General features: G+C 56.5%; 26 protein-coding genes. 17 read left to right on the forward strand and 9 right to left on the reverse strand.

The features are described 5' to 3' along the window. Positions 1-325: 325 nt before the first annotated feature. Positions 326-1,168, forward strand: a complete 843-nt coding sequence (locus ACVTFQ_RS24870; protein WP_470424178.1) for an alpha/beta fold hydrolase — start codon at positions 326-328, stop codon at positions 1,166-1,168. Between the two features lie 69 nt (positions 1,169-1,237). Here ACVTFQ_RS24870 and ACVTFQ_RS24875 read toward each other — a convergent pair whose 3' ends face one another. After that, a complete protein-coding gene (locus tag ACVTFQ_RS24875; protein WP_470424121.1) occupies positions 1,238-1,771 on the reverse strand; it encodes a hypothetical protein in 534 nt (177 codons plus the stop codon). A gap of 127 nt (positions 1,772-1,898) precedes the next feature. Continuing rightward, positions 1,899-2,762, reverse strand: a complete 864-nt coding sequence (locus tag ACVTFQ_RS24880) for an MBL fold metallo-hydrolase (protein WP_470424122.1) — start codon at positions 2,760-2,762, stop codon at positions 1,899-1,901. Positions 2,763-2,934: 172 nt separating this feature from the next. On the opposite strand from ACVTFQ_RS24880, the gene ACVTFQ_RS24885 reads away from it, so the two are divergent. Further along, positions 2,935-5,685: an ATP-binding protein gene (locus ACVTFQ_RS24885; RefSeq protein ID WP_470424123.1), complete on the forward strand. Its 2,751-nt coding sequence runs from the start codon at positions 2,935-2,937 to the stop codon at positions 5,683-5,685. Positions 5,686-5,823: 138 nt separating this feature from the next. Then, positions 5,824-6,600 carry an alpha/beta fold hydrolase gene (locus tag ACVTFQ_RS24890; protein ID WP_470424124.1) on the forward strand — a complete coding sequence of 259 codons (777 nt, stop codon included), beginning with the start codon at positions 5,824-5,826 and terminating at the stop codon, positions 6,598-6,600. Positions 6,601-6,695: 95 nt separating this feature from the next. Here ACVTFQ_RS24890 and ACVTFQ_RS24895 read toward each other — a convergent pair whose 3' ends face one another. Then, a complete protein-coding gene (locus ACVTFQ_RS24895) occupies positions 6,696-7,094 on the reverse strand; it encodes a DUF983 domain-containing protein (RefSeq protein WP_470424179.1) in 399 nt (132 codons plus the stop codon). Between the two features lie 272 nt (positions 7,095-7,366). Between ACVTFQ_RS24895 and ACVTFQ_RS24900 the strand changes: the two genes are divergently transcribed. Then, positions 7,367-8,380, forward strand: coding sequence for a zinc-binding alcohol dehydrogenase family protein (locus ACVTFQ_RS24900; protein ID WP_470424125.1), 1,014 nt, complete (start codon positions 7,367-7,369; stop codon positions 8,378-8,380). 61 nt (positions 8,381-8,441) lie between these two features. Here the strand turns inward: ACVTFQ_RS24900 and ACVTFQ_RS24905 are convergent, their stop codons facing one another. The 3 genes from ACVTFQ_RS24905 to ACVTFQ_RS24915 form a co-directional block, all read right to left on the reverse strand. After that, complete coding sequence (locus tag ACVTFQ_RS24905; protein ID WP_470424126.1) at positions 8,442-9,296, reverse strand: alpha/beta fold hydrolase; 855 nt, start codon at positions 9,294-9,296, stop codon at positions 8,442-8,444. Between the two features lie 144 nt (positions 9,297-9,440). Further along, positions 9,441-11,168: a ubiquinone-dependent pyruvate dehydrogenase gene (gene poxB, locus ACVTFQ_RS24910; protein WP_470424127.1), complete on the reverse strand. Its 1,728-nt coding sequence runs from the start codon at positions 11,166-11,168 to the stop codon at positions 9,441-9,443. 207 nt (positions 11,169-11,375) lie between these two features. Next, positions 11,376-11,561 (reverse strand): hypothetical protein, encoded by a 186-nt coding sequence (locus ACVTFQ_RS24915; RefSeq protein ID WP_470424128.1) that lies wholly within the window; start codon positions 11,559-11,561, stop codon positions 11,376-11,378. Between the two features lie 248 nt (positions 11,562-11,809). On the opposite strand from ACVTFQ_RS24915, the gene ACVTFQ_RS24920 reads away from it, so the two are divergent. The 11 genes from ACVTFQ_RS24920 to ACVTFQ_RS24970 all read left to right on the forward strand — a co-directional run bounded on the left by ACVTFQ_RS24920 (position 11,810) and on the right by ACVTFQ_RS24970 (position 19,457). Beyond that, a complete protein-coding gene (locus ACVTFQ_RS24920) occupies positions 11,810-12,154 on the forward strand; it encodes an SH3-like domain-containing protein (protein WP_245206660.1) in 345 nt (114 codons plus the stop codon). Further along, the gene (locus ACVTFQ_RS24925; protein ID WP_470424129.1) at positions 12,147-12,821 is read left to right on the forward strand and encodes a nitrile hydratase subunit alpha; all 675 of its coding nucleotides are present in this window, start codon (positions 12,147-12,149) and stop codon (positions 12,819-12,821) included. The genes ACVTFQ_RS24920 and ACVTFQ_RS24925 overlap by 8 nt, the downstream gene beginning before the upstream one ends. After that, complete coding sequence (locus tag ACVTFQ_RS24930) at positions 12,821-13,165, forward strand: SH3-like domain-containing protein (protein WP_209193541.1); 345 nt, start codon at positions 12,821-12,823, stop codon at positions 13,163-13,165. The genes ACVTFQ_RS24925 and ACVTFQ_RS24930 overlap by 1 nt, the downstream gene beginning before the upstream one ends. Beyond that, complete coding sequence (locus ACVTFQ_RS24935) at positions 13,140-13,886, forward strand: aquaporin (RefSeq protein WP_470424130.1); 747 nt, start codon at positions 13,140-13,142, stop codon at positions 13,884-13,886. The genes ACVTFQ_RS24930 and ACVTFQ_RS24935 overlap by 26 nt, the downstream gene beginning before the upstream one ends. Before the next feature lie 136 nt (positions 13,887-14,022). Beyond that, entirely contained in the window at positions 14,023-14,700 is a 678-nt protein-coding gene (locus tag ACVTFQ_RS24940) for an energy-coupling factor ABC transporter permease (protein ID WP_470424131.1), read from the forward strand. Between the two features lie 203 nt (positions 14,701-14,903). Next, positions 14,904-15,179, forward strand: a complete 276-nt coding sequence (locus ACVTFQ_RS24945) for a hypothetical protein (protein WP_470424132.1) — start codon at positions 14,904-14,906, stop codon at positions 15,177-15,179. After that, a complete protein-coding gene (locus ACVTFQ_RS24950) occupies positions 15,176-15,316 on the forward strand; it encodes a hypothetical protein (RefSeq protein WP_470424133.1) in 141 nt (46 codons plus the stop codon). The genes ACVTFQ_RS24945 and ACVTFQ_RS24950 overlap by 4 nt, the downstream gene beginning before the upstream one ends. 169 nt (positions 15,317-15,485) lie before the next feature. Further along, positions 15,486-15,749: a hypothetical protein gene (locus ACVTFQ_RS24955; RefSeq protein WP_470424134.1), complete on the forward strand. Its 264-nt coding sequence runs from the start codon at positions 15,486-15,488 to the stop codon at positions 15,747-15,749. Positions 15,750-16,019: 270 nt separating this feature from the next. Then, complete coding sequence (locus ACVTFQ_RS24960) at positions 16,020-17,546, forward strand: aldehyde dehydrogenase (NADP(+)) (protein WP_470424135.1); 1,527 nt, start codon at positions 16,020-16,022, stop codon at positions 17,544-17,546. 217 nt (positions 17,547-17,763) lie between these two features. Further along, a complete protein-coding gene (locus ACVTFQ_RS24965) occupies positions 17,764-18,321 on the forward strand; it encodes a hemerythrin domain-containing protein (RefSeq protein WP_470424136.1) in 558 nt (185 codons plus the stop codon). A 731-nt stretch (positions 18,322-19,052) separates the two neighbouring features. Then, positions 19,053-19,457 (forward strand): DUF302 domain-containing protein, encoded by a 405-nt coding sequence (locus ACVTFQ_RS24970; protein ID WP_470424137.1) that lies wholly within the window; start codon positions 19,053-19,055, stop codon positions 19,455-19,457. Positions 19,458-19,590: 133 nt separating this feature from the next. Here the strand turns inward: ACVTFQ_RS24970 and ACVTFQ_RS24975 are convergent, their stop codons facing one another. After that, the gene (locus ACVTFQ_RS24975; protein WP_470424138.1) at positions 19,591-20,058 is read right to left on the reverse strand and encodes a DUF992 domain-containing protein; all 468 of its coding nucleotides are present in this window, start codon (positions 20,056-20,058) and stop codon (positions 19,591-19,593) included. Positions 20,059-20,307: 249 nt separating this feature from the next. On the opposite strand from ACVTFQ_RS24975, the gene ACVTFQ_RS24980 reads away from it, so the two are divergent. Continuing rightward, complete coding sequence (locus ACVTFQ_RS24980; RefSeq protein WP_470424139.1) at positions 20,308-21,279, forward strand: MBL fold metallo-hydrolase; 972 nt, start codon at positions 20,308-20,310, stop codon at positions 21,277-21,279. A gap of 239 nt (positions 21,280-21,518) precedes the next feature. On the opposite strand, the gene ACVTFQ_RS24985 is transcribed toward ACVTFQ_RS24980, so the two are convergent. Both ACVTFQ_RS24985 and ACVTFQ_RS24990 read right to left on the reverse strand, forming a co-directional pair. Further along, positions 21,519-21,875, reverse strand: coding sequence for a hypothetical protein (locus tag ACVTFQ_RS24985; RefSeq protein ID WP_470424140.1), 357 nt, complete (start codon positions 21,873-21,875; stop codon positions 21,519-21,521). 891 nt (positions 21,876-22,766) lie between these two features. Continuing rightward, on the reverse strand, positions 22,767-23,930 hold the full coding sequence (locus ACVTFQ_RS24990; RefSeq protein WP_470424141.1) for a hypothetical protein: 1,164 nt from the start codon (positions 23,928-23,930) through the stop codon (positions 22,767-22,769). 394 nt (positions 23,931-24,324) lie between these two features. On the opposite strand from ACVTFQ_RS24990, the gene ACVTFQ_RS24995 reads away from it, so the two are divergent. Next, positions 24,325-24,594 carry a sunset domain-containing protein gene (locus ACVTFQ_RS24995; RefSeq protein ID WP_470424142.1) on the forward strand — a complete coding sequence of 90 codons (270 nt, stop codon included), beginning with the start codon at positions 24,325-24,327 and terminating at the stop codon, positions 24,592-24,594. Positions 24,595-24,645: the final 51 nt, after the last annotated feature.

Consider the following 24,645-nt stretch of genomic DNA (forward strand, 5'->3'; position numbering starts at 1 on the left):
AGAAGCGGCCCTCTCATGGAGTAGCCGCAAGGTGTCGGACCATATTGAACGATCCTATCCCGGTGGGAATCGAGCGGTCTCATTTCGGACATTGAGCCTATCTCGGCATCCGCGCGTTTGTGCCCGAATCTACAATATCGGTATTCGCTTCTCCCCTAGCTTCCGGTCATGCCGTGACCCGGCGGAAACAATGGAGCCGACTGTGACCTACGACCTTTCTCGCCGACAGACACTGATTGCGGGGGCAGCCGTCTCCTTTTCCATGTTTGTGCCCGTGGCAAACGCAGCAGACAAAAAAACAACCGCAACTATTGGAGAGCTGGAAATGACTGAAGCATTCGTAGAGACCAAGGACGGCGTGGAGTTGTACTACAAGGATTGGGGTCCAAAGGATGCCCAGCCGATCGTCTTTCATCACGGCTGGCCACTATCCTCAGATGACTGGGACGCACAGATGCTCTTCTTCGTGCAGCATGGCTATCGCGTCATCGCTCACGATCGACGCGGCCATGGCCGCTCGTCGCAGGTGGCCGACGGCCACAACATGGACCAGTACGCAGCCGACGCTTCTGCGGTCTACGAGCATCTCAACCTCAAGAACGCAGTTCATATCGGCCACTCGACCGGCGGCGGCGAAGTTGCACGCTACGTCGCGAAATACGGGGAGCCCCAGAAGCGGGTCGCGAAGGCAGTACTCGTCTCCGCCGTCCCTCCGCTGATGCTCAAGACTGAGTCCAATCCTGGTGGTCTTCCGATGGAAGTCTTCGATGGGCTCCGCAATGGTCTCGCAGCCAACCGCGCTCAGTTCTATCTGGACGTCGCTTCCGGTCCGTTCTACGGCTTCAACCGAGATGGCGCCAAAGTCTATCCGGGCGTTATTCAGAACTGGTGGCGGCAGGGCATGATCGGCGGCGCGAAGGCGCACTATGATGGCATCAAAGCCTTCTCTGAGACCGATCAGACCGAGGACCTCAAGAAGATCACAGTGCCGACCTTGGTCATGCACGGTGACGATGACCAGATCGTACCGATCGACGACGCGGCCCGCCTGTCGGTGAAGTTGCTCAAGAACGGCACGCTCAAGGTATATCCGGGCTACCCGCACGGCATGCTGACAACGCACGCTGACGTCATCAATCCGGACCTGCTCGCTTTCGTGAAGAGCTGATGGCTTGACGATATGACGACATCGCGAACGCGCCGTATCCAATGGCGCGTTCGCGGTGAGGATACTATTCTATTGAATCGTGCGTGGCTCGAACCCAGCAATCTGATAGCCCAATTCAATGAGCACCATGGAAATCAGATACTGGGTTATTTCGGAACCGCTCTGCTTGGCGACCTCATAGGCCGCGATGCAATGGTCGGCAAGTTCGGAATTCGGCTCTTTCCGTTCCCCTCTGATCCGGAATACTAGTCCGGTGCAGACGTCCGGAACGCGGCCCCCGCCCAGGAACGAGTGGCCAATTGCCTGCAGTTCCTCGAGACTTCCGCTCGCCGCCTTCAGCCTGAAAGCGCGCCTGAAAGACGATCCGGTTCGCGCGGAAGTTTCAATCCCATCCAAGAACCCCGCGCGATCCGCCTTGTGCAATAGGTCAACAACATGATGCAGGGAAACTCCCTCCGCGCCAATTGATTGAGCTACTCCAAGATATTGGCATAAGGTGGCGTCCATTCTGAAAGCGTCCGCAGCAACATCCCACATGTAGACGCCATAATCCGCTGGCCCCACTTCTGAGCCAGAGAGCCGTTTCAAGTCAGGTCTTTTCATAGAATCTTTCATCGTTCTTGGACGCGACAACCGAGCATCCCTTCACGAAACTGATAACCCTCTAAAGAGGGGTGCGGATGAATCCGGTGACTATCCTGATGAGGGTGTGATTACCTAGGCAACCTTGTCATTCGAGAATACAGGCGAACCCTTCCCCTTGGGCCTTCCCCACCCTGCAGCAGAACGGCTTTGCGAAATGCACGGGCATGAGCCAGGTGCCCGTTTCGCTTATAGCTTCAAGGATCTTGATCCTCGTGGGAACCGCCTGCTCAGTCACCGAGCATGCAGCAGAATTCCAGCTCGGAATGTGCACTTGGATAGGGTGATGAACGATATCGCCGGAGAACACTGCCTTTCCGCCGCCCGACGACAGGGTTAGATGGCAATGTCCGTCGGTATGGCCAGGACTGGTCTCGATGAGGAGCTCGTCACAAAGCTGGAAGGGAGCATCGATCGGGAGCCATTGCCCGCTCTCGATGATTGGCTGGATCGTATCCACAATCAAATTCAGATCATCGCCGGATGGCGTTTCATCCTCGACCAGGCGTTCGAATTCGCTACGGGACACGATGTACTTCGCGTTCCGGAACGTGGGCACCCACCGCCCGTCGACGAGGTGCGTGTTCCAGCCTGCGTGGTCGATATGGAGGTGCGTGCAGAAGACATAGTCTACATCGTCCGCGTCCACTCCGGCTGCCGCCAAATTCTCCAGATATCGGGAATTCATCATGGAGAAGAACGGGCTGTCGGGGCGATGCTTGTGGTTGCCGCTGCATGTGTCCACGAGGATCGTCAGATTTGGCAATTTGATCAGCCAGCTGTGTATCGATCCCACTAGCCTGCCTTCGCTTGGGACGTAATGGTCGGGCACCATCCAGTGCAGGTGCTCTTCCACCAGTCGGTCATCCCAATCTGGCAAGAAGGCTTGCGGGGGAAAACCTAGACCGTGGTATTCTTCGATACGAAAAACCTCTGCGTTTCCTATCCGCATGAACCACCCCTGTTGTGCTGGCCCAGTTATTCCGTTCGTGGAGACGCCTTCAACCTGACTCTATGGCTAGGTATTTTTGGGAAATCCAACGGGCTAAGGTAATCGCATAGAATTGTGGTCGATTGCTTACCCATCATTTTCGGGTTGTTCGAGGAGGTTCCGGGACATCCTGATGTCAACTATTCGATTTCTTGATTTTGAACTCGACGTCTCCCGCAGGTTGTTGGCTCATCAGGGCAAACCCGTGAAGATCGGATCTCGAGCGCTAGACATCCTAGCGCTACTAGCCTCGCGCGCCGGGGAAATCGTGTCCTCGAGCGACATCCTTCTGGCCGTTTGGCCTGACAGCGTTTCCGCTGAAAACTCGCTTCGGGTTCATGTGGTTGCACTCAGAAAGGCGCTCGCCGTGGGCAACGCGGGCTCCCTCGTTCAGAGCGTGGCGGGCCGCGGATATATTCTGTCGGCGACCGTGCGAAGGGACGAGCGAGCTGTCGAGCCGATCGCCCCACAGCGCAGAGGCAATCTTCCTGGTAAAGTGACAACTGTTATCGGCAGGCAGGATTTCATTGCCAAATGCCTGGAACTGCGCGAGTCGCGCATCATGACGATCGTTGGCCCCGGAGGCATCGGAAAGACCACAGTTGCCCTGGAGCTGGCGCATCTGCTCAAGGGTGATTATGAAGCCGTGTATTTTCTGGACTTGGCAGCCATCGGCTCAACAGCAACGATAGCGCCTACGCTGGCATCCCTACTTGGTCTTTCTGTCTATAGCGACGATCCCCTCCCCGGAGTCATCGCGGCCTTGGCGCCGGAAAAGATCCTGCTCGTCTTCGACAACTGCGAACATGTCATCGCCAATGCCGCCCAGATCATAGACGGCATCATCAGGACGTGTCCCGAAGTGACGGTACTCGCAACGAGCAGAGAACCCCTATCCGTTCACGCTGAAACCGTCAGACGGCTTGGAGCACTGGATGTCCCTGACGTAGGTGAGGGAACGAAGCAGGCAATGCAGTCCTCGGCTGTGGCCCTTTTTATGGACAGGATGGAGCATTCGTTCGAGATGACCGCTCCTCTGCGAGAAGATCAGTTGGACGTTGTAACCTCGATCGTGAGGAGACTCGAAGGTATCCCACTCGCTATCGAATTTGCGGCCACCCGAGTGGTAGATCTTGGACTGGACCAGCTTTTGGCTTCACTTGATCAGCCATTGACAGTGCTGAGAAGAGGGCGACGCACCGCTCCTCGCCGCCAACAAACCCTGCAGGCTACCCTCGACTGGAGCTACGGCTTCCTTACAGAAGGCGAGAAGGTCGTTCTGCAAGCTCTGTCGGTTTTCGCATACTCCTTCTCCCGAGAAGGCGCACTCGTCGTGTGCCAAGCGGTTCTCGGACAGGAAGAGGCCGAAGATGCGATCTGGGGGCTACAGTCGAAATCGCTTCTCGCTCGTTCGGAATCGGGGCGAGCGCTGCGCCTGCTTGAAACCACCAGGGAGTATGCGGCAATCAAGCTTGCCTCGACTGGACGGCATCGGAACGTGCGTTTGTCTCACGCAGCGCTGCTTCTCACACGAATGCGAGAAGCCGAATTTCAATGGGACAAACTTCCAACCTCGCAATGGATGAATGGATATGGGGTTCTCATTCACGATCTTCGTCTCGCTCTGGCGTTCTGCGAGGAGACTGCTGAAACCCACCTTTTCTACGAATTGCTCGCCGCCTCCGGAGTTCTCTGGACACAGCTCGGACTGCTGAACGAGCAGTTCAGGCATATCGAGAAAGCGATCCGGTCGATCGACCTCGAACCGCTAGCCGATCCACTGCTAGAAACACAGCTACGGTCAGCGTATGGCTCCATCGCTTACAACGTTCATAGCGTCGATGGCGATGCGGAAGCGGAACGTCAGTTCGAACTGGCCGCGCGTTCGGCGCGATTGCTAAACGACGCTACTAGGCTCCTGCGAGCGGCGAGTGGTATTTGCGCCCTTCTGACCACACGGGGGCACTATCATGCTGCGAATGAAGTGGCTTTGGAGTTGCGGAAAGATCTAGGTCAGATCGCCGAGCCTGCGGTGAACCGTATTCTCGCCCACAACAGCCACTACCTTGGCGCCCACGACGAAGCCTACGATTACGCCCTGCGCGCGCTGCAGGCGAACGGCCAAGCCGTTCGCGGAACCCTCACAAGTGGTGCAAGTTTCGGTCAGAAGACGCTTTCGTTAATGGTCATGGCCAAAACCGCATACCTCCGCGGCCAGATCAAGATCGCTCTGGAGCACCTGGATGAGCTTACCTCGGACATCGTGGTGGTTGACCATCCGATATCGACTTGCCTTGGCCTCGCCGTCGGCGCCTGCCCCATCTACTTCGGGGTCGGGGAAATGGAGCTCGGGAACCGGTTTCTGGGTATTCTAAGAGATACCTCGACTAGAAACTCGCTCGTCCGATGGCAGGAGTGGGTGGAAGGATACGAGTACGCACTGGAAGAGAGCCAAATCCAACGAGGCCCTGCGCCCGCCTGCTTCCGACATGGCAGTAATGGACCTCTCCTTGAGAACATTGTTACGACCGCTGGAAGGAAAGCTGGGCTCGAGTTTATCCAGCTCGGTCTCGCCGGCGAAGCGGGTTGGTGCCGGGCGGAACTGTTGAGGCTTTATGGTGAAATCCTGCTCGATCGCAACGATGAACGTGGCAGCGTCTTGCTTCACGAAGCCTACCTCACCGCTGAGGTGCAGTCCGCTCTGACCTGGCAGCTCAAGTGCGCGAACAGCCTTGCGACGCGCGGTACCGTTCAGACGTTTGACGCAGATCGTGAAAGGATCGAACGGACACTGCGGCTTTTCCCAGAAGTCCCGGTTAAAGGCGACTTGGAGGCGGCCGAAGCAATCCTTTCCCTCGCCTCCTTTGAGGCTGAGGCGATCTGACCGTCGGTCTCAAGAGATCTCCGCCGACGCATAAATCACCTCGTTCGTGAGGCGGCGAGCTTTTCCGGACGAATGTACAATAACCAAGCCGAAATATGGCGCTTATTCAAGCAGTCGAAAATCGAACGAGGATATCCCATGTTCAAGAGCCTACTCGCATCTGCATTGCTTGCCACTTCGATGGCGAGTGTTCCGGCCTACGCGGCCAGCACAAAGCCGACGATCGTCCTGGTCCATGGCGCGTTCGCAGACGCGTCGAGCTGGAATGGCGTTATCGGAAAACTTGAATCCGACGGTTATCGCGTTGTCGCCGTGGCAAACCCGTTGCGCAGCGTCAAAGGTGACAGCGCGTACCTCAAGCGCATCATCGCAAATCTCGATACTCCCGTCGTGCTCGTAGGGCATTCCTACGGCGGCGCCGTGATCTCAGAAGCCGCAACGAAGGACGGCAAGATCAAGTCGCTCGTCTATGTCTCGGCATTTGCTCCGGAGCTCGGCGAATCCGCCCTCACGCTTTCCGGCAAGTTCCCAGGCAGCACCCTTTCGTCGGCGCTCGACAAACCGGTCGAGCTGGGGAGTGGCGTAAAGGACCTCTACATCCAGCAGGAGAAATTCCACAATCAGTTCGCAGCGGACGTTTCTGAAAAGGCTGCAGCCGCCATGGCAGCCTCGCAGCGCCCGGTCACCGATGCCGCTCTCGGCGAAGCGGCAACAAACGCTGGATGGAAGGAAATCCCGTCATGGTCGATTTTCGGTTCCGCCGACAAGAACATCCCGCCTGAAGCTATGAAGTGGATGGCTAAGCGTGCGAACGCCAAAGAAACCATCGAGGTCAAGGGTGCCTCACATGTCGTCATGGTGTCCCATCCGGACCGCGTAGCGAAAATTATCGAGGACGCAGCCCAGGCAAAGTAGCCGGAGGGGTCGGGCCGTCCTCGCGTAGGGCGGCCTCACTCTTTCCACCACGCGGCCACAACATTAGGTCTCGGGTAGTCAATGCAGCCGCGATCTTACCCTTCTTTGGATGTGTCACGGCGATAGTCCCGATCGATATGCCCCTCTTCCGCCTTGTAGAAGAATTGACTGTTTACCAGCCAGCCCTTGAGAGGGCGAAGGGGCAAGATGCAGGCCAGTAGGGTGATCGGCAGCGAAACCACCGCATGCATCCATATTGGGGGCGCGAAAGAGACCTCCAACCAGCAGGCGAAGGCTACAGCTGGAACGCAGGTGAAGCAGATGACGAAGAATGCAGGACCATCTGCAGGATCGGCAAAGGAATAGTCGAGGTCGCAGACCTCGCATCTCTGCTTCAATGTTAGAAATCCATCGAATAGATGCCCTTGCCCACACCGCGGGCACAGTCCTCGTATCCCGGTTTCGATTGGCCGCAGTGGAGGGTATTCGATCATTTTGTGACCTTTCATCGGCATTCTTTCAACAATGCTGGGTCTTCATCGAGCTTCGAAGTCGATCACTGTTTGAAGCCGCTCCCCGAAGATCATTGACGCGATCTCGGCTCAGAGATTGTAGGATTCGCTCGCCTTCGGGCGCCACTGGGAGTTCGGCCACTGGAGTTCCCGCTATGTGCCAGGGCGTTTTTGTACAATACGGCTGTGAGACCGGTACCTACCGATTGCTGCCGGCGTCATCCGACGCCGCGGACCAAGATTGGGAGAACTCCATGAAAGCCATCGGATACCAGCAGGCAGGCGCGCTCGATCGCGAAGATTCCCTTGTAGACATAGTGTTGGAAAAACCCGTGCCGACAGGACGCGACCTTCTGGTAAAGGTTGAAGCCGTGTCCGCGAACCCGGTCGACTGCAAGATCAGAAGCAGCATGTCGTCCCCGGAAGGCGCGTGGCGGGTTCTCGGCTGGGACGCCGCGGGGACAGTCGAGGCCGTTGGCGATGGCGTGTCTAACTTCAAGGTGGGCGATGCCGTCTTCTATTCAGGGTCCCTTATCCGGCAAGGTGCAAATGCCGAATACCACCTGGTCGACGAGCGCATCGTCGGTCCAAAACCCAAGCACGCCAGCTACGTTGAGGCAGCAGCGCTTCCTCTGACGGCCATCACCGCATGGGAGATGATGTTCGACCGCCTCAATGTTCGGTCCGCACTGCCTGGCGCTGCCAATGCGATGCTCATCATCGGCGGCGCTGGTGGCGTCGGGTCCATTGCCATCCAGTTGGCACGCGCATTGACGGACCTCACAGTGATTGCAACAGCGTCACGTCCGGAAACCGTCGAGTGGGTCAAAGAGCTAGGCGCTCATCACGTGATCGACCACAGGCAGCCACTCGCCGAGCAGGTCAAAGCGTTGGGCGTCGGCGCACCAGCGTTCGTCTTCTCCACAAACGAGACCAAGTCCCAGCTTTCCGAGATCATCGAGTTGATAGCGCCACAGGGCAAGTTTGGCCTAATCGACGACCCCGATAGCTTGGACATTATGGGCTTTAAACGGAAGTCTGTTTCTGTCCACTGGGAGTTCATGTTCACGCGATCGATGTATGGTACCGCGGACATGGGGAAACAAGGTGAACTTCTAACCGCGGTCGCTGATCTCATCGACGAGGGAAAGATCAAGACGACCGTCACAGAGGTCTTGCGGCCCATAAATGCTGCAAACCTCAGGAAGGCACATGCAGTACTCGAAAGCGGCAAAGCCAAGGGCAAGATCGTACTCGAGGGCTTCTGAAGCGAAAGCCGGAAACCCACGCGGCGAGTAGATAAATCTGCTCGTCGCGTGGTCGCATGCGTTACCGGACGTTTTTTACGAAGGACGTAATCATCTCCGCGCAGAAGATAGGTTCCTGATGATGCGGGCCGTGTCCTGCCTGCGGGATTGTCACAAGATGGAGCGAGTTCCACTTCGTAGCCAGCGGCAGCCAATTGCCGATCGGGCATGCGATGTCATGATCACCGCTTATGACGATGACAGGGGTCGTGCCCGACGCCAGCGCCGCCATCTCCAGCCCCTCTGGATCTGGGTAGATCGTGGTCCGGTCCTTTGCCTCGCTCAGAAGTTTCAGGAACACGGCCTCGGGGATCTGAGGTGAACGGTCGGCGACGCGGCTGCCGATGCGCTCCAGAGACTGCTTTGCCGCTTCTCTGCTGCGTGCCGACTTCGGCTCGAAGAACAAAACTATCTGGTCTTCCAAGCCGTTATTCGGATGCATCGCAGTCTCCATGAATAAGCGCTCGCCGCTCACTTCAGGCTTTCCGGGAGGAGCTGTTCCGATCAACACGGTATGCGAAACGGCTTCCGGATGGGTGGCAGTAAATTTCTGAGCGACGACCCCTCCGAGAGACCAGCCGCCGATCACGACCTTTTTGAAACCCAGGTATTCGATAAGGTCCTTGGCGTCCTTGACCAGAGACGCGCGGTCGTAGGTAGGATGCCCGGTCGATGCTCCAAGGCCCGTGTAGTCGAAAATGACCACTTCGAAACTCTTTGCCAGTTCATCGAGGAAAAGCGGATCCCACGAATCCATGGTTCCGCGGAACCTTACGTTCAAGACGAGCGGGATTCCCTTCCCGAACCGTCTGTATGCGATCTTGCGATCGGAAAATTCGGCGAACTTGGTCGGTGCATTCGAGGCTACTTCGGTCATACTGTCTCTCCTTTGCTTGAGAGAACAGACACCGAGTGTCAGCTCAATTATTGCATGAAACAGCCTCTAGGAGTTTCCGACCTGGTTGCCGTATGAGGGCGATCTGCGCTCTGGCGTCGTGCACTTCATCCATGATACTGTCCATCACCAGCGAACATTTGATTTCGCTAGATCCAGTACAGAGTCGCCCCTGCCGCTTAGGACGGCTTTAGCCATCCATAAGCTGAAGCCTCCGACCTGCTCTAGGGTCACCTTGGGAGGCATGGCGAGTTCATCCCGGTTTGTCACGACATCCACGACCACTGGACCATCATACGCGAAAGCGGTCCTCAGCGAGTGCTCCAGATCTGCGGCCTGTTCGACCCTGATACCCATGATTCCACCTGCCTGCGCCATCGCGGCAAAATCCGGGTTGGCGAGCTCTACATTAGACGGAAGGAACCCGGCGGCTTTCATCTCCATATCGACGAACCCGAGCACGCCGTTGTTGATGATGACGATCTTCACTGGAAGATTTAGCTGACGGATCGTGAGGAGATCCCCCATCAGCATTGCGAAGCCACCGTCGCCGGACAAACTGATCGTCTGGCGTCCAGGAAAGGCGACCTGCGCACCAATAGCTTGCACCATGGCGTTTGCCATCGAACCATGGACGAAGGACCCAAGCAGGCGGCGCTTGCCGTTCATTTTAAGATAGCGCGCTGCCCAAACAGTCGGAGTGCCGACGTCGCAAGTGAACACCGCGTCTTCATCTGCGATCTCGCTCACAAGTCTAGCGACGTATTGCGGATGGATGGGTTGGCCGTGCTTTCCTGGTGTGGCGAGCTCGTCAAGTCCTTCACGCGCTTGCACGTAGTTGTCGAGGGCATGCTGCAGATGATCGTGGTTATTCTTGATTTCCACCCTGGCGATCAACGCCTCGACCGTCGCGGCGACGTCTCCGGTCAAGCCTAGGTTCAACCTCGTCCTCCGACCGAGCCTCGAGCCATCGATATCAATCTGGATGACCTTTGCGTCACCCGGATAGAACTGCCGATATGGGAAGTCGGTGCCAAGCATGAGCAGCGTATCGCACTGCTTCATCGCGTGATATCCGGAGGCGAAACCAATCAGCCCCGTCATGCCCACGTCGTAGGGGTTCTCCCATTCAAGATGTTCTTTTCCTCGCAAGGCGTGAACGACTGGCGCTTTCAAAATCTCGGCCAGTTGGACGACTTGGTCGTGAGCGCCGGCGCAGCCCGCCCCTGCAAGAATTGTCACCCGCTCGGCGGCGTCGAGAAGGGATACCGCTTTGGCGATATCTTCCGAATGCGGCACGACAGTAGGATCGGATGGCACGACCCAACGCCCCGGTTCAATCGCGTCCACCTTTTCCATCGCGATGTCGCCGGGCATTACGATTACTGAAACACCGCGCTTTGAGACCGCTTGGCGTATGGCAACGTCGAGCACTCTCGGCATGACGTGCGTCGTTGAAATCAATTCGGTATAGTGGCTACACTCGGCAAAAATCTTTTCGGGGTGCGTTTCCTGAAAATATCCGCTGCCAATCTCGGAGCTCGGTATTTGAGCTGCAATGGCGAGCACCCTCGCCCCGCTGCGATGGCAGTCGTAGAGGCCGTTGATAAGGTGGAGATTGCCGGGACCGCAACTACCTGCGCAGACGGCCAGCCCCCCGGTAAGCTGGGCCTCCGCACCAGCCGCAAACGCCGCCGCCTCCTCGTGTCTCATATGTATCCATTCGATTGTACCATTGCGCCGGAGGGCATCGCTTAACCCGTTCAACGAGTCTCCGGTGACGCCGTAAATGCGCTTCACGCCTGCTGCTTCGAGCGTGTCAACGATCAACTCAGCTATAGTCTGCCTTGCCATGAGAACCTCATTTCTGCGTGAGCGCTGCCCCTAAAAAGTCGGCTAGCCGTTATGAGCCAGAAGGTCGCTCAGACTATTTAGCATCGCGGCTGCCAACGCGGTCATCACGTTTGCACCGAACTTCGGCGTTAAGCTGAAATTCAAGCGCGACTTTGGAAAAGACGCCGCGCTTTCGAGACGCGGCGAAAGTTCCGCAGGTCGGTCTTTCTATTCCATTCGTCCCGATGCCATCGGGTCGCTAGCCGGAAATGATTCCACCAGCGCCTCGTCAAGCAGTTCTTCCGGCTTTGATTTGACGGCTGGCGGTAATTCCAGTGCGATGTCCGCAAACTCCGGCAAGACTTCCACCCCGTCCCTGACCTGTTCAGCCGATCGGTCAAATTTACTGCTCATGGTGATGTGCTCCATTGATCATTGCGGGACTAGAACGTGGTTGGAGCGACGAATCTTGGATGATCCAATCCTGTTTTCGCACGCAGCGACAACCGATCTAGGCCTGATCGATTCATCACGCACCAAAATCAGCGAGCCCACTTGAGAAACGTGCGCGAGCACGACGCGCAGTCCGCAAGCGCCGAATTTTACAATAAACTCGCTTGGCGACGCCCTAGACCAACTCAACACATTCGATGGAGGGTCGGTTGAAAGCTGCAATCGAAAAAATCGCCGGCATTGTCCCGGCTCAGGGTGAGGTTCCAAGTTTCCACGAGGGTGACGATGTTTCGATCGCAACCCGTTCGCCGATCGGCCACTACAGGATGCCGACCTACCTCCGTGGCAAGCGCGGAAAGATCGAGGCCATCATGCCGGTAATGGCCGTTGATAATGAGGAAGAGGGATACGGTCGCAACGCGGGCTCCAAGGGCCATTACTACCGCGTCGCCATCCCGATGACCGAGATTTGGCCGGACTACGAGGGCTCGCCCAACGACGGCCTTCGAATTGAGATCTTTGAAAACTGGCTGGAGAAACTGTCCAATGTCTGATCAGCACGACCACGATCATGACCACGATCACGATCATGATCATGACCACCACCATGATCATGCACCTATCACTGCCGACGAGAAGCCAGGCTACTTCGATCTGATGGAGACGTCGGTTCGGGAACTGCTAACTGAGCGTAAGCTTTTCGGAGCCGACGAGATCCGTCGTCAGATCGAAGTGCTCGACTCCCGGACTCCAGCTCTTGGGGCAAAAGTCGTCGCGAGAGCCTGGACAGACCCCGAGTTTAAATCTCGTCTCCTCGCAAATGGGCGGTCTGGATGCGAAGAACTGGGCATCACATTCTATGATGACACTCAGTTGATCGTCCTGGAAAACACGCCGGATGTGCATAATCTGATCGTTTGCACACTCTGCTCCTGCTATCCGCGCCCGGTTCTCGGACTTCCGCCCGACTGGTACAAGCTCAAGCCTTATCGCGCTCGTGCAGTTTACGAGCCACGAGCGGTTCTGGAGGAGTTCGGAACGTCCATACCCGACGACGTCGAGATCCGCGTCAGCGATTCCACTGCGATCATCCGCTATCTTGTCCTGCCCATGCGGCCGACCGGGACTGAGCATCTAACCGAAGTACAACTAGCCGACTTGGTTACGCGTGACGCCATGATTGGCGTCATTCAAGTCGATTACAATAAGGAGGCGGCGTGATGGGTTCCGAAACTCTGGTAAGAAAGCTTCCCAACGATATCGGTGGCGACGAAGCGGGTAAGATCGAACGCGTTGAACACGAGCTGTTGCCTTGGGAAAAACGATGCCATGCATTGGCTGACGTCCTCGACTTCCACAAGATCATCAATACTGAAGAGAAGCGACGAGGCGTAGAGGCTCTCGGCGCTGAGATGATCGGAAAACTCTCGTACTATGAACGCTGGATCGTCGCCTTTGCCAACATTCTCTTCCAGAAGGGCATTTTGACCCCTGAAGAGTTGGCGACAAAGATGTCGGAAGTCGAAGCAAGGTTTTCCGATGTCCCAAGCCCGCAACACAGCTAGGTCCGGCGAACCGGGCGCAATTCCCAGCTTCTTCGAGCACAACCCCGAACTGCCAATCTTCAGGCGCGCGTTCGTCGAGGCGGTGGGTACAGCATTCCTTGTCGCTGCGATGATCGGATCAGGAATAGCTGCGTCGAGGCACGTGCCAGCCGAGTCGCTAGCTGCGTCCCTGCTCGTCGCAGTTTCGATTGCAGGGGCACTCGTAGGATTGATAGTTGCCCTCGGGAAAGTTTCCGGAGGCCATTTCAACCCGCTGATCACGCTTGCGCAGTACATCAATGGTGAGCGTGGCCTCGCCTGTTCGGCTGCGTACATCGTCGGGCAGACAATAGGTGGCGTTCTAGGCGCATTGCTCGCTGCTGCGATGTTCGGCTATCCGCTTCGCGCTGACTTGGCCGCTGCTCCTTCCATTGGGAATCTTCTAAGCGAAGTCGTGGCCGCGGCCGGATTGATGACGATCGTGCTGGGATGTGCGCGCAGTACGAAATGGGACACCGGACCGTTCGCCGTCGGGGCATGGTTGGTGGCGGCTATAATCGCCACCCCTTCCACCTCATATGCAAACCCGGCGGTCACCCTAGCAGCTATCTTTGCGCCGGGCCTTGCCGGACTTTCGCCAGTCACCGCCGCCGCTTTCGTTGTGGCACAGATTGTCGGAATGTTCATCGCTATGGCCATCAACAAGATAGCGTTCGCCGCCGACACGCCCCTCTCGGGGTAGATGGCCTGCTGCCCTCCGAGTGCCATCGGCATTTGAGGCTCGATTATACCGAGTGTCGCAGGGGCACATCCTGCGACAGAAATGACCTTGAATTCTATCATCCCTTGAACAAACGCCACTCGCTTTGGAGACAGCCATGCATATCGAACCAGGAATAGTAGACAGTTCCAAAATTGTACTCAGCTACGCGACAGCAGGAGCATCGGGGCTGTTTGCGCTGAAGCTCGCAGCGGACGAAATCCGCCGAGGCGGCGTTCTGTCCCTCGTTGTGAGAAGCATCGTTACGACGGCGCTGGTTTTCTGCTTCTTCGAGGTTTTGCCACACTACCCCGTAGGCGTTTCCGAAGTACATCTCATCCTCGGATCCACTCTGTTTCTGCTGTTTGGCATGGCCCCTGCGGCGATCGGGCTCGCACTTGGTCTGCTCGCGCAGGGAATGTTCTTCGCACCATATGATCTGCCGCAATATGGCATGAACGTAACCACGCTTCTCGTGCCTCTATTTGCTCTGCGGGCTGTGGCCGTTCAAGCTATTGCGCCCGGAATACGCTACGTCGACCTTACCTACCGCCAGGCGCTGACCCTGTCTGTCGCCTATCAGGCAGGTATCGTTACATGGGTCGCATTCTGGGCGCTCTATGGCCATGGGATGGGCGCGGATAATCTAGCTTCGATCGGCACTTTTGGGCTTGCCTACATTGCGGTCATCACAATTGAGCCACTGGCAGATCTGGTCGTCCTTGCAGTTGCCAAGTCGAGCGCGAATGTCACTCGGAGCAGGTTCTTCGAACCACGGCTGCTCGGACAAGGTTGAAGAACGGCCATAAGTGGCGCGACGGTTATTGAGAAGAGGGCGCGATCGTTTCGCGCCTTCACGCATTTCGTTCGGGATGATCTTCATCATACCAAGGGGTTACCAAACGAAACTTGTATAGAATACCCCACCCTCGAACGGTTCCCTATCCTGGCCTCACTGACCAACCCAATCCCACTAGCAATCAAAGCGAGGAACCACGTATGGACAAGAAAAATCATCGAAGCCGAGGCTATCTGACAACTGCTGTTTTGGGAACTTTCGTGTTTATCGTGCCGATCGGTACTGCCTCAGCCTCGTGGTTCCCGGACCTTATTTTTCCGAAGGCCGAACCGGTGCCAGTCACAAAGGCCGACAAGATTGTCACCGGCACCATCCCTCGGAGTAAGCGTGATGATGAACGCGATTTTCTCTCCAATAAAACTCCAATGAGACCGTCGCGTGGCAATCCTGCCAGTTCGAAGGAGGGTCAACCATGAAGTCTCATTCGTCGAACCAGCGAAGCAGCACCGCCGCAAGCAGAGCGCATGCCCTGCCCAGCCTTCATATCGTCGCCAGCCTCTACTGCTTCAGCCTGGGCGTGCTGGCGCTCGTGATCGCTCTGAACCGAGTGTGAAGGGATCGCTTCTAGCGGAAGCCGTCTCTTCGCAGACCGATCTTCTGCCGGGTAGATGCTAGGCGGCCAGCCTACGGGACGAGCCGCCTGCAAGCGTCTACCTTAGTTCCCAAGCCACTGATATTCGGAAACTGCCGCCCTGCCAGTACGCTTGTCGTAGAGACATATCATGCTGACCCTGGCCTTCGATTTTCCGCGTCCCATTTCTCCTCGCAGTAGAATGGCGATTCTCCCGACGCTGTCGTCGAAAACCACAGGGCGAGACGCCTCCGGGGTGTTCAATGTGGATAGGCCGATACATGTGCCGTTGGCTTTGGCCAACATCGCGCTCCAAGCACCATCGCTGGATGCAAACGCAGAGCTGATGGATGTGGCGACCACTAGCGACGCCATTACGCATTTTAGAAGCATTTTCTGCCTTTCAACGGGTTGAGCGCCGTTGTTGACCGCCCGGTTTGGCTCGATCTTGGCGCTGTCTGACCGGGCAACGACCTGAGCCACAATGCTCGATAGGTCGCCTGCGCAGCCAAGCGGAGGGATAGAGGCACGCTATCGCAGGATCTTGTATGATGCAGCTGACTTCTTGTCCGTGCACGAGCGGATACGCCAATTTCAGTCGCAGATTCCTTGCTAGGAAGTGATGAGTATCACGGCGGACGTTGCTCAGAGTCTGGCTCAGGGCGGGTTCAAATTGGAGGCAAAGATGGGCGTTAACGGCGAACTTTTGATTGGGAACGCAAGCTCGATAGGGAAAGGCACCGCCTTTTTCGCAATCGAACAGACTACAGGCAACAGGCTTGGAAAAGCCTTTCATGGCGCGTCGACTGACGATGTCGAAAAGGCGCTGGCTCTGTCTTGGGAAGCCTTTCGAACGTATCGCGAAACGCCCCTTCATGAGCGAGCGCTCTTCTTGGACCGTATCGCTTCGAACATTCTGGCCCTCGGCGAGCTAGTGGACAGGGCAAGCGCGGAGACTGGACTTCCCAAGAGCCGGATCGAGGGTGAGCGTGCGCGAACCGTCGGTCAGTTGCGGCTTTTCGCCAACGAAGTTCGCGAAGGCCGCTTCCAGGAGCTCCGCTTCGATCCCGCTGACCCAACTAGAAAACCGCTTGCAAAGCCGGACCTGAAGCTTCGCAACATCGCTCTCGGACCAGTTGCGGTGTTCGGATCTTCGAACTTCCCCCTGGCGTTTTCGGTGGCAGGAGGAGACACCGCGTCTGCTCTTGCTGCAGGCTGTCCGGTCATCGTCAAAGCGCATTCAGCGCATCCGGGGACGTCGGAACTCGTTGGAAAGGCCGTTCAGCGAGCCGTCGCCGACTCTGGCTTCGCTCCAGGTGTCTTCAGTTTGCTGTTCGACGCCGGCTTCGAAGTGGGGCAAGCCCTTGTTGCCGACCACCGGGTTCGCGCTGTTGGTTTCACTGGCTCCCGGCGTGGAGGCCTGGCTTTGGCGGATATCGCCTCAAAGCGAAAACAGCCGATCCCCGTCTACGCCGAAATGAGCAGCATCAACCCCGTCATTATTTTTCCGTCCGCTCTGAAAAATCGGGGTGACGATATTGCGAAAAGCTTCATCGGGTCGCTGACACTCGGAGCCGGCCAATTCTGCACAAACCCTGGACTGATCCTCATTGTCGATGGGCCGGGCGCAGAAGAGTTCGTGTCCGCAGCCGCATCGTATATCGCCGAGGCCGCCGCGCAGACGATGTTGACAGCAGGTATCTGTGACGCCTTCAAAGGCCAGACAGCCAAGATGGAAGGCAAATCGACCGTTACTGTGGCTGGACGCGGAGCCGCAGGGACTTCGCTGGAGGGCCAGGCTGTCCTTTTCTCGACGACCGGATCTGCGGTACTGAGCGACCCGGAGCTTCAGGAAGAGATTTTTGGGGCAGCGAGCCTGGTAGTCAGGTGCGCTCACCAAAGGGAATTCGAGCAAGTGCTCGCTTCACTCGAGGGGCAGCTTACCGTAGCGCTGCAAATGGACGAGGCTGACACTGAGTTGGCACAACGGCTCCTACCTTCGCTCGAACTTCAGGCAGGCCGAATTTTAGTGAACAACTTTGCGACTGGGGTCGAGGTCTCACCCGCGATGGTTCACGGCGGCCCATTCCCCGCGACCTCCGACGGCAGATCGACGTCGGTCGGCACTCTGGCAATATACCGTTTTCTGCGGCCGGTTTGCTACCAAGACTTCCCGCCAGCCCTGACGCCGGCGGCCTTCCGCGATAAGTGAAACGCGGTTCAGTAGCCACACCTCCTTCGAGGGTGTGGCTACGGGACAGTCTTGTCTAGGGTCTCGGAGTTACGATGCCTCTCGACCATTTTATCAACTCGGATGTGACCAACTCGCGTAGCTAATTACCCATGCACTTCGATCTTCGACGGTTGGTAACGATGCTTTTGCGGTGCGGGTTTCCCTAGTCATACAGAACCTGGAGTGCGTTCCCACCATGAACGTTTTCGATCTCTTCGACGAAAGCCAACGGCCCAAAGCACCCCCGATCCGCGGAGCGACCGAGCAGCATCGATCGGTCGGGCGCAGGCTCGCCGCGATTCACGCGATGCACCTCTCTGCGCTCGATGAAACAAAGGAGATGATGGAACGCGTGCAACAGGGTGAAGCCGCTGCTACGGATCTAGCCGAGCAGGTCACTTCGCTAGAGTTGCTGGACAACTACCGCAGATTTGGAAATCTCTGCGGTCGCGAATGCCAATTTCTCGATTTCCATCATACATCCGAGGACAACGAGATCTTCCCCGCGATTGCACAGAATGGCGGCGAGGAGTTCAAAAGAGTCATTGAACGCCTTACTGAAGAACACGCGGTCATCCACCGACTTCTGGAAACGCTGGCGATGAATGTCGTTAATCTTCAAACAGAGCCGTCCGCAGCAAATTTCGCGCGAACCCGAGATACCTTCGAGGCGCTCTACCGGGCTGTCGGATCCCATTTCAACTACGAACACACCGAGCTCGAAGAGGCCATAGGGCACTATGGCCTCTTATGAGGACGCGGCTAGTTGGCCGAAACGAAGAGCGGCAGGGTGGCCGCGCTAGAAACTAGTCTTTCCAGGGGGCAGACGTCCACCGATGAACGCCGGTCGCATGGTGCGTTCGGTCAGGCATCTAGCGACACGCAGCTTTAGTTCTCTCGGCCGGCGTCACTTTCCGAGCAGACTTTAAGGAGTGCACGCAAGCAGTGGGAATCGTGCGCGGCTCGAAAACTTGATCATCACCAGAGGCTTCCAAAGGAAGCGAGAACGATCCGCTGTTGCTGTCGTCGCGGTAGCGATCGGTCCCCGGAGGCATACCCTCAAACCGACCGGAGTTGTCTTGGTCGCCAAGCGATTGAGCCACCGCAAGAGTGGGCAGTAACACGAAAAGTGCAGCAAGTGTCGATGAGCGCATCAAACGGTACCCTTGGATTGTTGAGGTCGCTTTCAGAAATAGCCTCTGTCGGCGTCACGGGCTTGTATCATTCTGCTTGAACGTGACTTTGCTACGCAGGCGGAGCGAGGCGACCGTCATAGTCGAACATTGCCGAATAAGGAGTGACTGCGAAGCTGGCGCAGCTGCGTTCGCAGCGCGATGTCTCGCCATGCCGCGTTGCGCACGTATGACGGCCGGGGTGGAATCGGCCAAGTCAAACCACGCTTCAGCTCCTATTGTCGGAGACGCTACTACCGCGCCGTGTTCGAAATCCGTCACTGCGATTACACAGATAGGAAGGCGTATACTTATGAGAAAGAACGTGGAGCACCTCTCCATTCGCAGCAAGTTTGACCCTGCAGAAACGATGGACAGGCTCGAGCGAGCGGTCTTGGATCGAGGTATGACGATTTTCTGCCGTGTAAATTTTGCGGCCGACGCCGGCAAAGTCGGCATGGACCTCGAGGCGACCGAACTGCTGATCTTCGGGAATCCTAGGGTCGGCACACTGCTACTGCAGTCCGACCAGCGCATTGGACTTGACCTTCCATTGAAGGCGCTCGTGAGAGGTTCGGCCAAGGGCGAGACGGTAGTCGACGTGCAAGATCCAATCGACTTGGCGGCGCATTATCGGGTGACGGACTTGGAGGTCGTAGCGAAAATGCAGCAGGTGGTTCATCGAATAGTCCAGGAGGCCACTGGGGAGGCGCTGTAGCTGTCGTTCTCCGAATGGCGATCCATCCACCCCTGCGCCGAGGCACCCGGATCGGCGGCGAGGGACAGATCATTCATCAAAGAACGACCACGGAACGCACAAGGATTCCGCGGTCGTTCTTATCGAACCTCAGTTACTTTGCGACGAACTGAAGTTTGAGTTCTTCTGTGCCGACGGCAACATTGACGCCCTGCTCAGACTGAACGGACACCGGCTGCAGCGCGATGGACTTTCCTTGCCCGCCACCGAGCACGTTAGCGCCGAGACCGACACCGATTGTCGCGTCGGCGTTGATACCTACATAGTCGCCCGCGAGTGCGCCGGCACCGAGGCTTGTCGCCCCGTAAACGAACCATACGAGGGATGCTTCGCGGATCTGACCGATTTCCAGGCCAAATTTTGCGATTGTTCCTCGATAGTGCTCCAGCGCACCCGTGGTCGGCTTGAATGTGCAGTCGACGTCCTGCTGAGCGACCAGAATTTTGCCAATCCCTGCCGACACGTCACAGGTAAGTGTGCCGGCCTGGATACGGGCTGCTGACGCGGAGTCGAAAGACGAGACTAAGGCGGCGGCTACGATTGCGATTACTTTTTTGTTCACTTGGCTCTCCATTGTTCACGGAACAACAGTTGCGCAACTCCACCTGTGCAGATTGTACGAATTGGCCGTACCGTTTCATATCCGCGGCGTTCGTTTCGGCATTGCTGCCCACCGATCTAGCGGTTTAGCGAAATAGAGATGCGCACCGAATGGTACAATATCGGCTCAGTGGACAGTTCTAAGGCTTGTCAGACGTCACCTTTACTTTCGATGTCTTTCAAGGCCGAACCATTTCCCTGGAGGAATCCCATGGCAAACTTCATCGTACCTAAACTCTCCCGCCGCGGCTTCTGCCTTTGCTGCATCGGTGTCGCGTCCGTCGGCCTTGCAGGCGGGTGGCTCTCGCCCCGAGAAGCTTATGCCGAGGCGCATCAGCTCGTCGGAATGATCCGGGGTGCCGCTGCAAAAGCCGATATAGCGACCCATAAGCTTCGCGGTGGTGTCTACGTTTTTGAGGGCTCGGGCGGAAACATCGCCGTCTTTGTCGGAAAGGACGGCAAGGTGATGGTCGATGCCGGTATCACTGCAACTCGCCCGAAGATCGTTCAAGCGCTCAACGCTCTCGGCTCGCAACCCGTCACCAACTTGATTGACACCCACTGGCATTTCGACCATGCGGATGGCAACGAGTGGGTTCACGCTCAAGGCGCCTCGATCATGGCGCACGAGAACACCAAGAAGCGGTTGATGGAAACCCAGCAAGTAGCGGACTGGGATTTCACCTTTCCGCCCTCGCCGGCTGGCGCGATCCCGACTGAAGTGTTCTCGTCTGACCACGAGGTCACGCTCCAGGGATGTAAACTTCATCTGGTCTGCTACGAAGCAGCCCACACAGACAGCGACGTCGGCGTGCATTTCGTTGATCAGAACATTCTGCATACAGGTGATACATACTGGAACGGCATCTACCCTTTCATCGACTATTCCACCGGCGGCAGCATCGGTGGCAAAATCGCAGCATGCAAAAAGAGCCTCGGAATGGCTGACGACAAGACGATCATCGTCCCCGGTCATGGCGCGCCTGTGAGCAACAGAGCTGAGCTCAAGGCGTTCCACGACATGCTCGTTGCGGTTCGGGACAACGTCGCGAAGCTGAAGAAGCAAGGCATGTCCGTCGGAGAGGTTGTTGCGGCCAAGCCGACTTCGGCGTTCGACAAGAAGTGGGGTCAGTTCGTTATAACCCCCGGCCTGTTCACCGAGCTCGTGTACGAGGGCGTCTGAGCAGGCGTGCGTCCGTTAAAGCATCCGCTGCTAGCATGACGCAACAAATCGAGATTTAGGTTTCATTGTCATCGGCACGGGAGCGAAAAGCGACCGTGCCGATGACTATTTGCCTCGCAGCAAGGAATGCCTGAATATCAATCGGTCACGCTGGAAAAAAGAGATGGCCGCGTTGCCGCGACCATCTCTAGGAAAAGGTGCCGAGCACCTTCCGGCGCGCTCAAAGAATCCAACAAAATCTAGCGCACATAGAACGTGATGCTACCGTCAGCGGCCTGATACGCATTGATCACGTCCCGTACCGCGACACCTTTTTGGGTCAGGCTGCCCAGCAGGTCGTTGTTGTCTCGAATAGCGGACCGCATCCGCTGAATTTCTTCCAACGGGCGGTCGGGAATGCCAAGCGGACCATCGGTTCTGTCATTCAACGTGAGACGATTGTGGACGTACTCGACATCGATGTGTCCGTTGAATGTGCGAAGGCTCTTCTCAAGGGAGGCCGGCGAATTTGCGCTTAGGCCGTCGGCGTGGGCTACTGTGATACCAAGGGTGGCGGCGACTGCGAAAGCAACTAGCGATGGCTTTACAAGATGCATGATGACCTCTCGAATTATCGGACTATGGCCTGGTAGAAACATCCCGTCATGGGTTGAGGCCCGACAAATCTTTGTCATCACGATGGTCCGTGGAATTGTAGGATACGGCGCCGCAGTTCGCCTTCGACTGATTTTGATTAACGAGGTGGCCTCTCCGCTGAAGCTCCTGTGTCATGCGCCGGTATCCGCAGCAGCGCAGCTCGTCCTGGGTTTACTCTGCAACGAGCTCGCAATCGCCGAATTTCAAAGCTTTTGCCGCGGATCGGTAATAGTAGGCGCACCTCGGAGATCGATCATTTTGCACTCCCGCCTGACAGAACTAGCTGGGAGCGCTGATAATGGAGGAGCTCGCGCTGTCGGCGGAGATCGGTTGGCGCGGTTTTCCTTTCACCAGGTCCAACTCCATGTGAGCTGCCGACAGACTGAACGAACTTGGCTATTGCCGTTTGGCGTCCCTGTGTTTCGCAAGAGATCTGAGGTACGCAAAAGCTTCCGTTCTCTCCATCGGATCGACAATGTGGACCGCGGCGCTCACTTTCTCCAGATCCTCGAGCGAAAGACGCTGAAGATTCGCCATGATCCTCCTTTGCAAAGCTTGGCGGTGATCATTCTCTGTCATCATATTGGCAATTCTCCCATTCACGTTCTGAAAAATGGAAACCTTGATCGAGCATGGCGTCAAGCATTCAATGAAGAACGTAGCACAGTCAGTTGCTCTGAAAATGTAACCGCGGGGTATGACGGTCTACGCCGTGATCATTGGTGAAATTCGTTGAAAGGTTCAAAGGGTAACAGGTGCCGCGAGTGAACGACTGGTTCAGTGCGAGCCAAGCCAGTGCCTCCACCACCGGTGCATCGAAGGCCGACAGCCGTTGACCCACTCGCACCGTCTCAGACTGTCACTGTCATGTTTGGGAAGTAGATCGAGATTGGCGTATCTACAACATGCTCTGGCTCTAGGGCCCGTCGTACCTGACTTGCTATCTCCGACCGGTAGGATTCGATGCGAGGAGCGAACGAATAAATATCGCTCGTATCAATCTGAACCGTTCGCATCTGGTTTACATCAAACGGAATTTTATCGGCTGACCTTACTAGCTGAACGATTGGAAGTTTCACGGCATGCCGCAGTGCTAGTTCGTAGAAAACATTTGGATTGTGGAACGACAAATCTGCAATCACCAACCGGGATCGCATAATGTACTCGATGATCTGGCGGGTGATCACACCCGGTTTATCGATGGCATCGGCACGTATCACCTTTAACCGAAATGCTTCAAGAGCGGGCTCCACAATCGTGCCGAGAAATAGATCGGAGTGCTTTCGCGCTTCTGAACCGTCTTCTCCTATCGGCGCGATGTAGAAGCAGGTACTCTCAAACTGCGCGTGCTCAGATGTTACAACGCTAGTACCGTGTACTGGGATCAACGTCGGTCTGGCGGCAACATTCGGAGCTACAGACGGCACATCGCCAAGCATCATATCGACGGATATTATTCGCTCTGCACCCGAAAGCATTCTCAGTAAGCCAGCAAAACGGAGGTTGACGACAAAGGTATCCACAGCTTCCGCCGCATGGGATGCATCAATACCAACGTCCTTTGCCGCATCGATTAACACGGCGTGAGCAGGAAGTTTGTTCCCCTCGAATTTTGAGTGCAGCTTCTGGAACGGCTCGATGTTGAGGATCGCGACCTCTGCAAGAACGCGCGCGCGCTCCCGCTGTGCTATTTGCTCATCTACCGCCTTTAGCCCTTCAGCCGTTAACTCGATGCTGTCAGCTTGGACCCCTCCCCTCGTAAGCCCGTACTTACCAGCGTTGATTATCAACTGACGAGAGCCTCCGCTTTCAGGCGACTTTCCGAGTTGATCGAACAACGTTAGGCGTTTGACCGGCTGCCCACTCCCGATCCGAAAAATTGACTTCGCGAATTCCAGCGGCTCTTCGACTGTAGACGCCGGGAAAGAACGCTGGGACCGCCGCTTCTTCAGTTCCGCTTCGACTTTCGAAGACTGTTCAGGCGCCGCTTTAGATGCTTCAGAACGCTTGGCCACTATAACTCCTCTCGAAAGATGACGTTGCGAAATTACGCCCGAACATCTAATTCGTCACAAGTACCGAATTGTGAAATCCGCGAATTATAAACTGAAAAGTTGCAGCGGCCTAAGACGTCTGAGCAAGTATAGAGATTTTTGCAGGAGATTATGGGGGCCTATATTCGGCTTTTTCCCGCAGCCGATGAAGCAGTCGGACTGACCCGCTCCCAGTGCGGCACCTCTCGGCGTCCGTACACCGCGATCGTTGAGGGCATGTTGTCTGGTTGGATATCAGGCTTCCCCGAGAAGGAAGAGAGTTCCGCCCCCCGAGGTCCGGCGAATTTTAACGACCTAGTACACGCGAAAATAAGTCGTCCCGGATACAACTGCTGCGTTCAGTTTAGGGGCGGGCATGAAATTTCCGGCGGTTGTTGCATTGTGTTCGACGGCGGCTTTTCTCGGAGCCGGAGGCTATACGGTGCTGCCAAAAGCCGTCACCAATGCTTTTAATCCGGGCTGCAAGATCAAAGGCAATATTAGCATCGATTCGGGGGTGCGAATTTATCACGTGCCGGGGCAGCACTACTACGCTGTGACTAAAATACGCCCTGACTACGGAGAACGTTGGTTCTGCTCCGAAGACGAAGCACGCGCTGCTGGCTGGCGCAAGGCTGGCTACTGAAGCTCTCACTCTTCACCACAGAAGCCTCAGGAACGCGATGATCTCGGCGTA

The organism is Rhizobium sp. O111 (assembly GCF_055616315.1).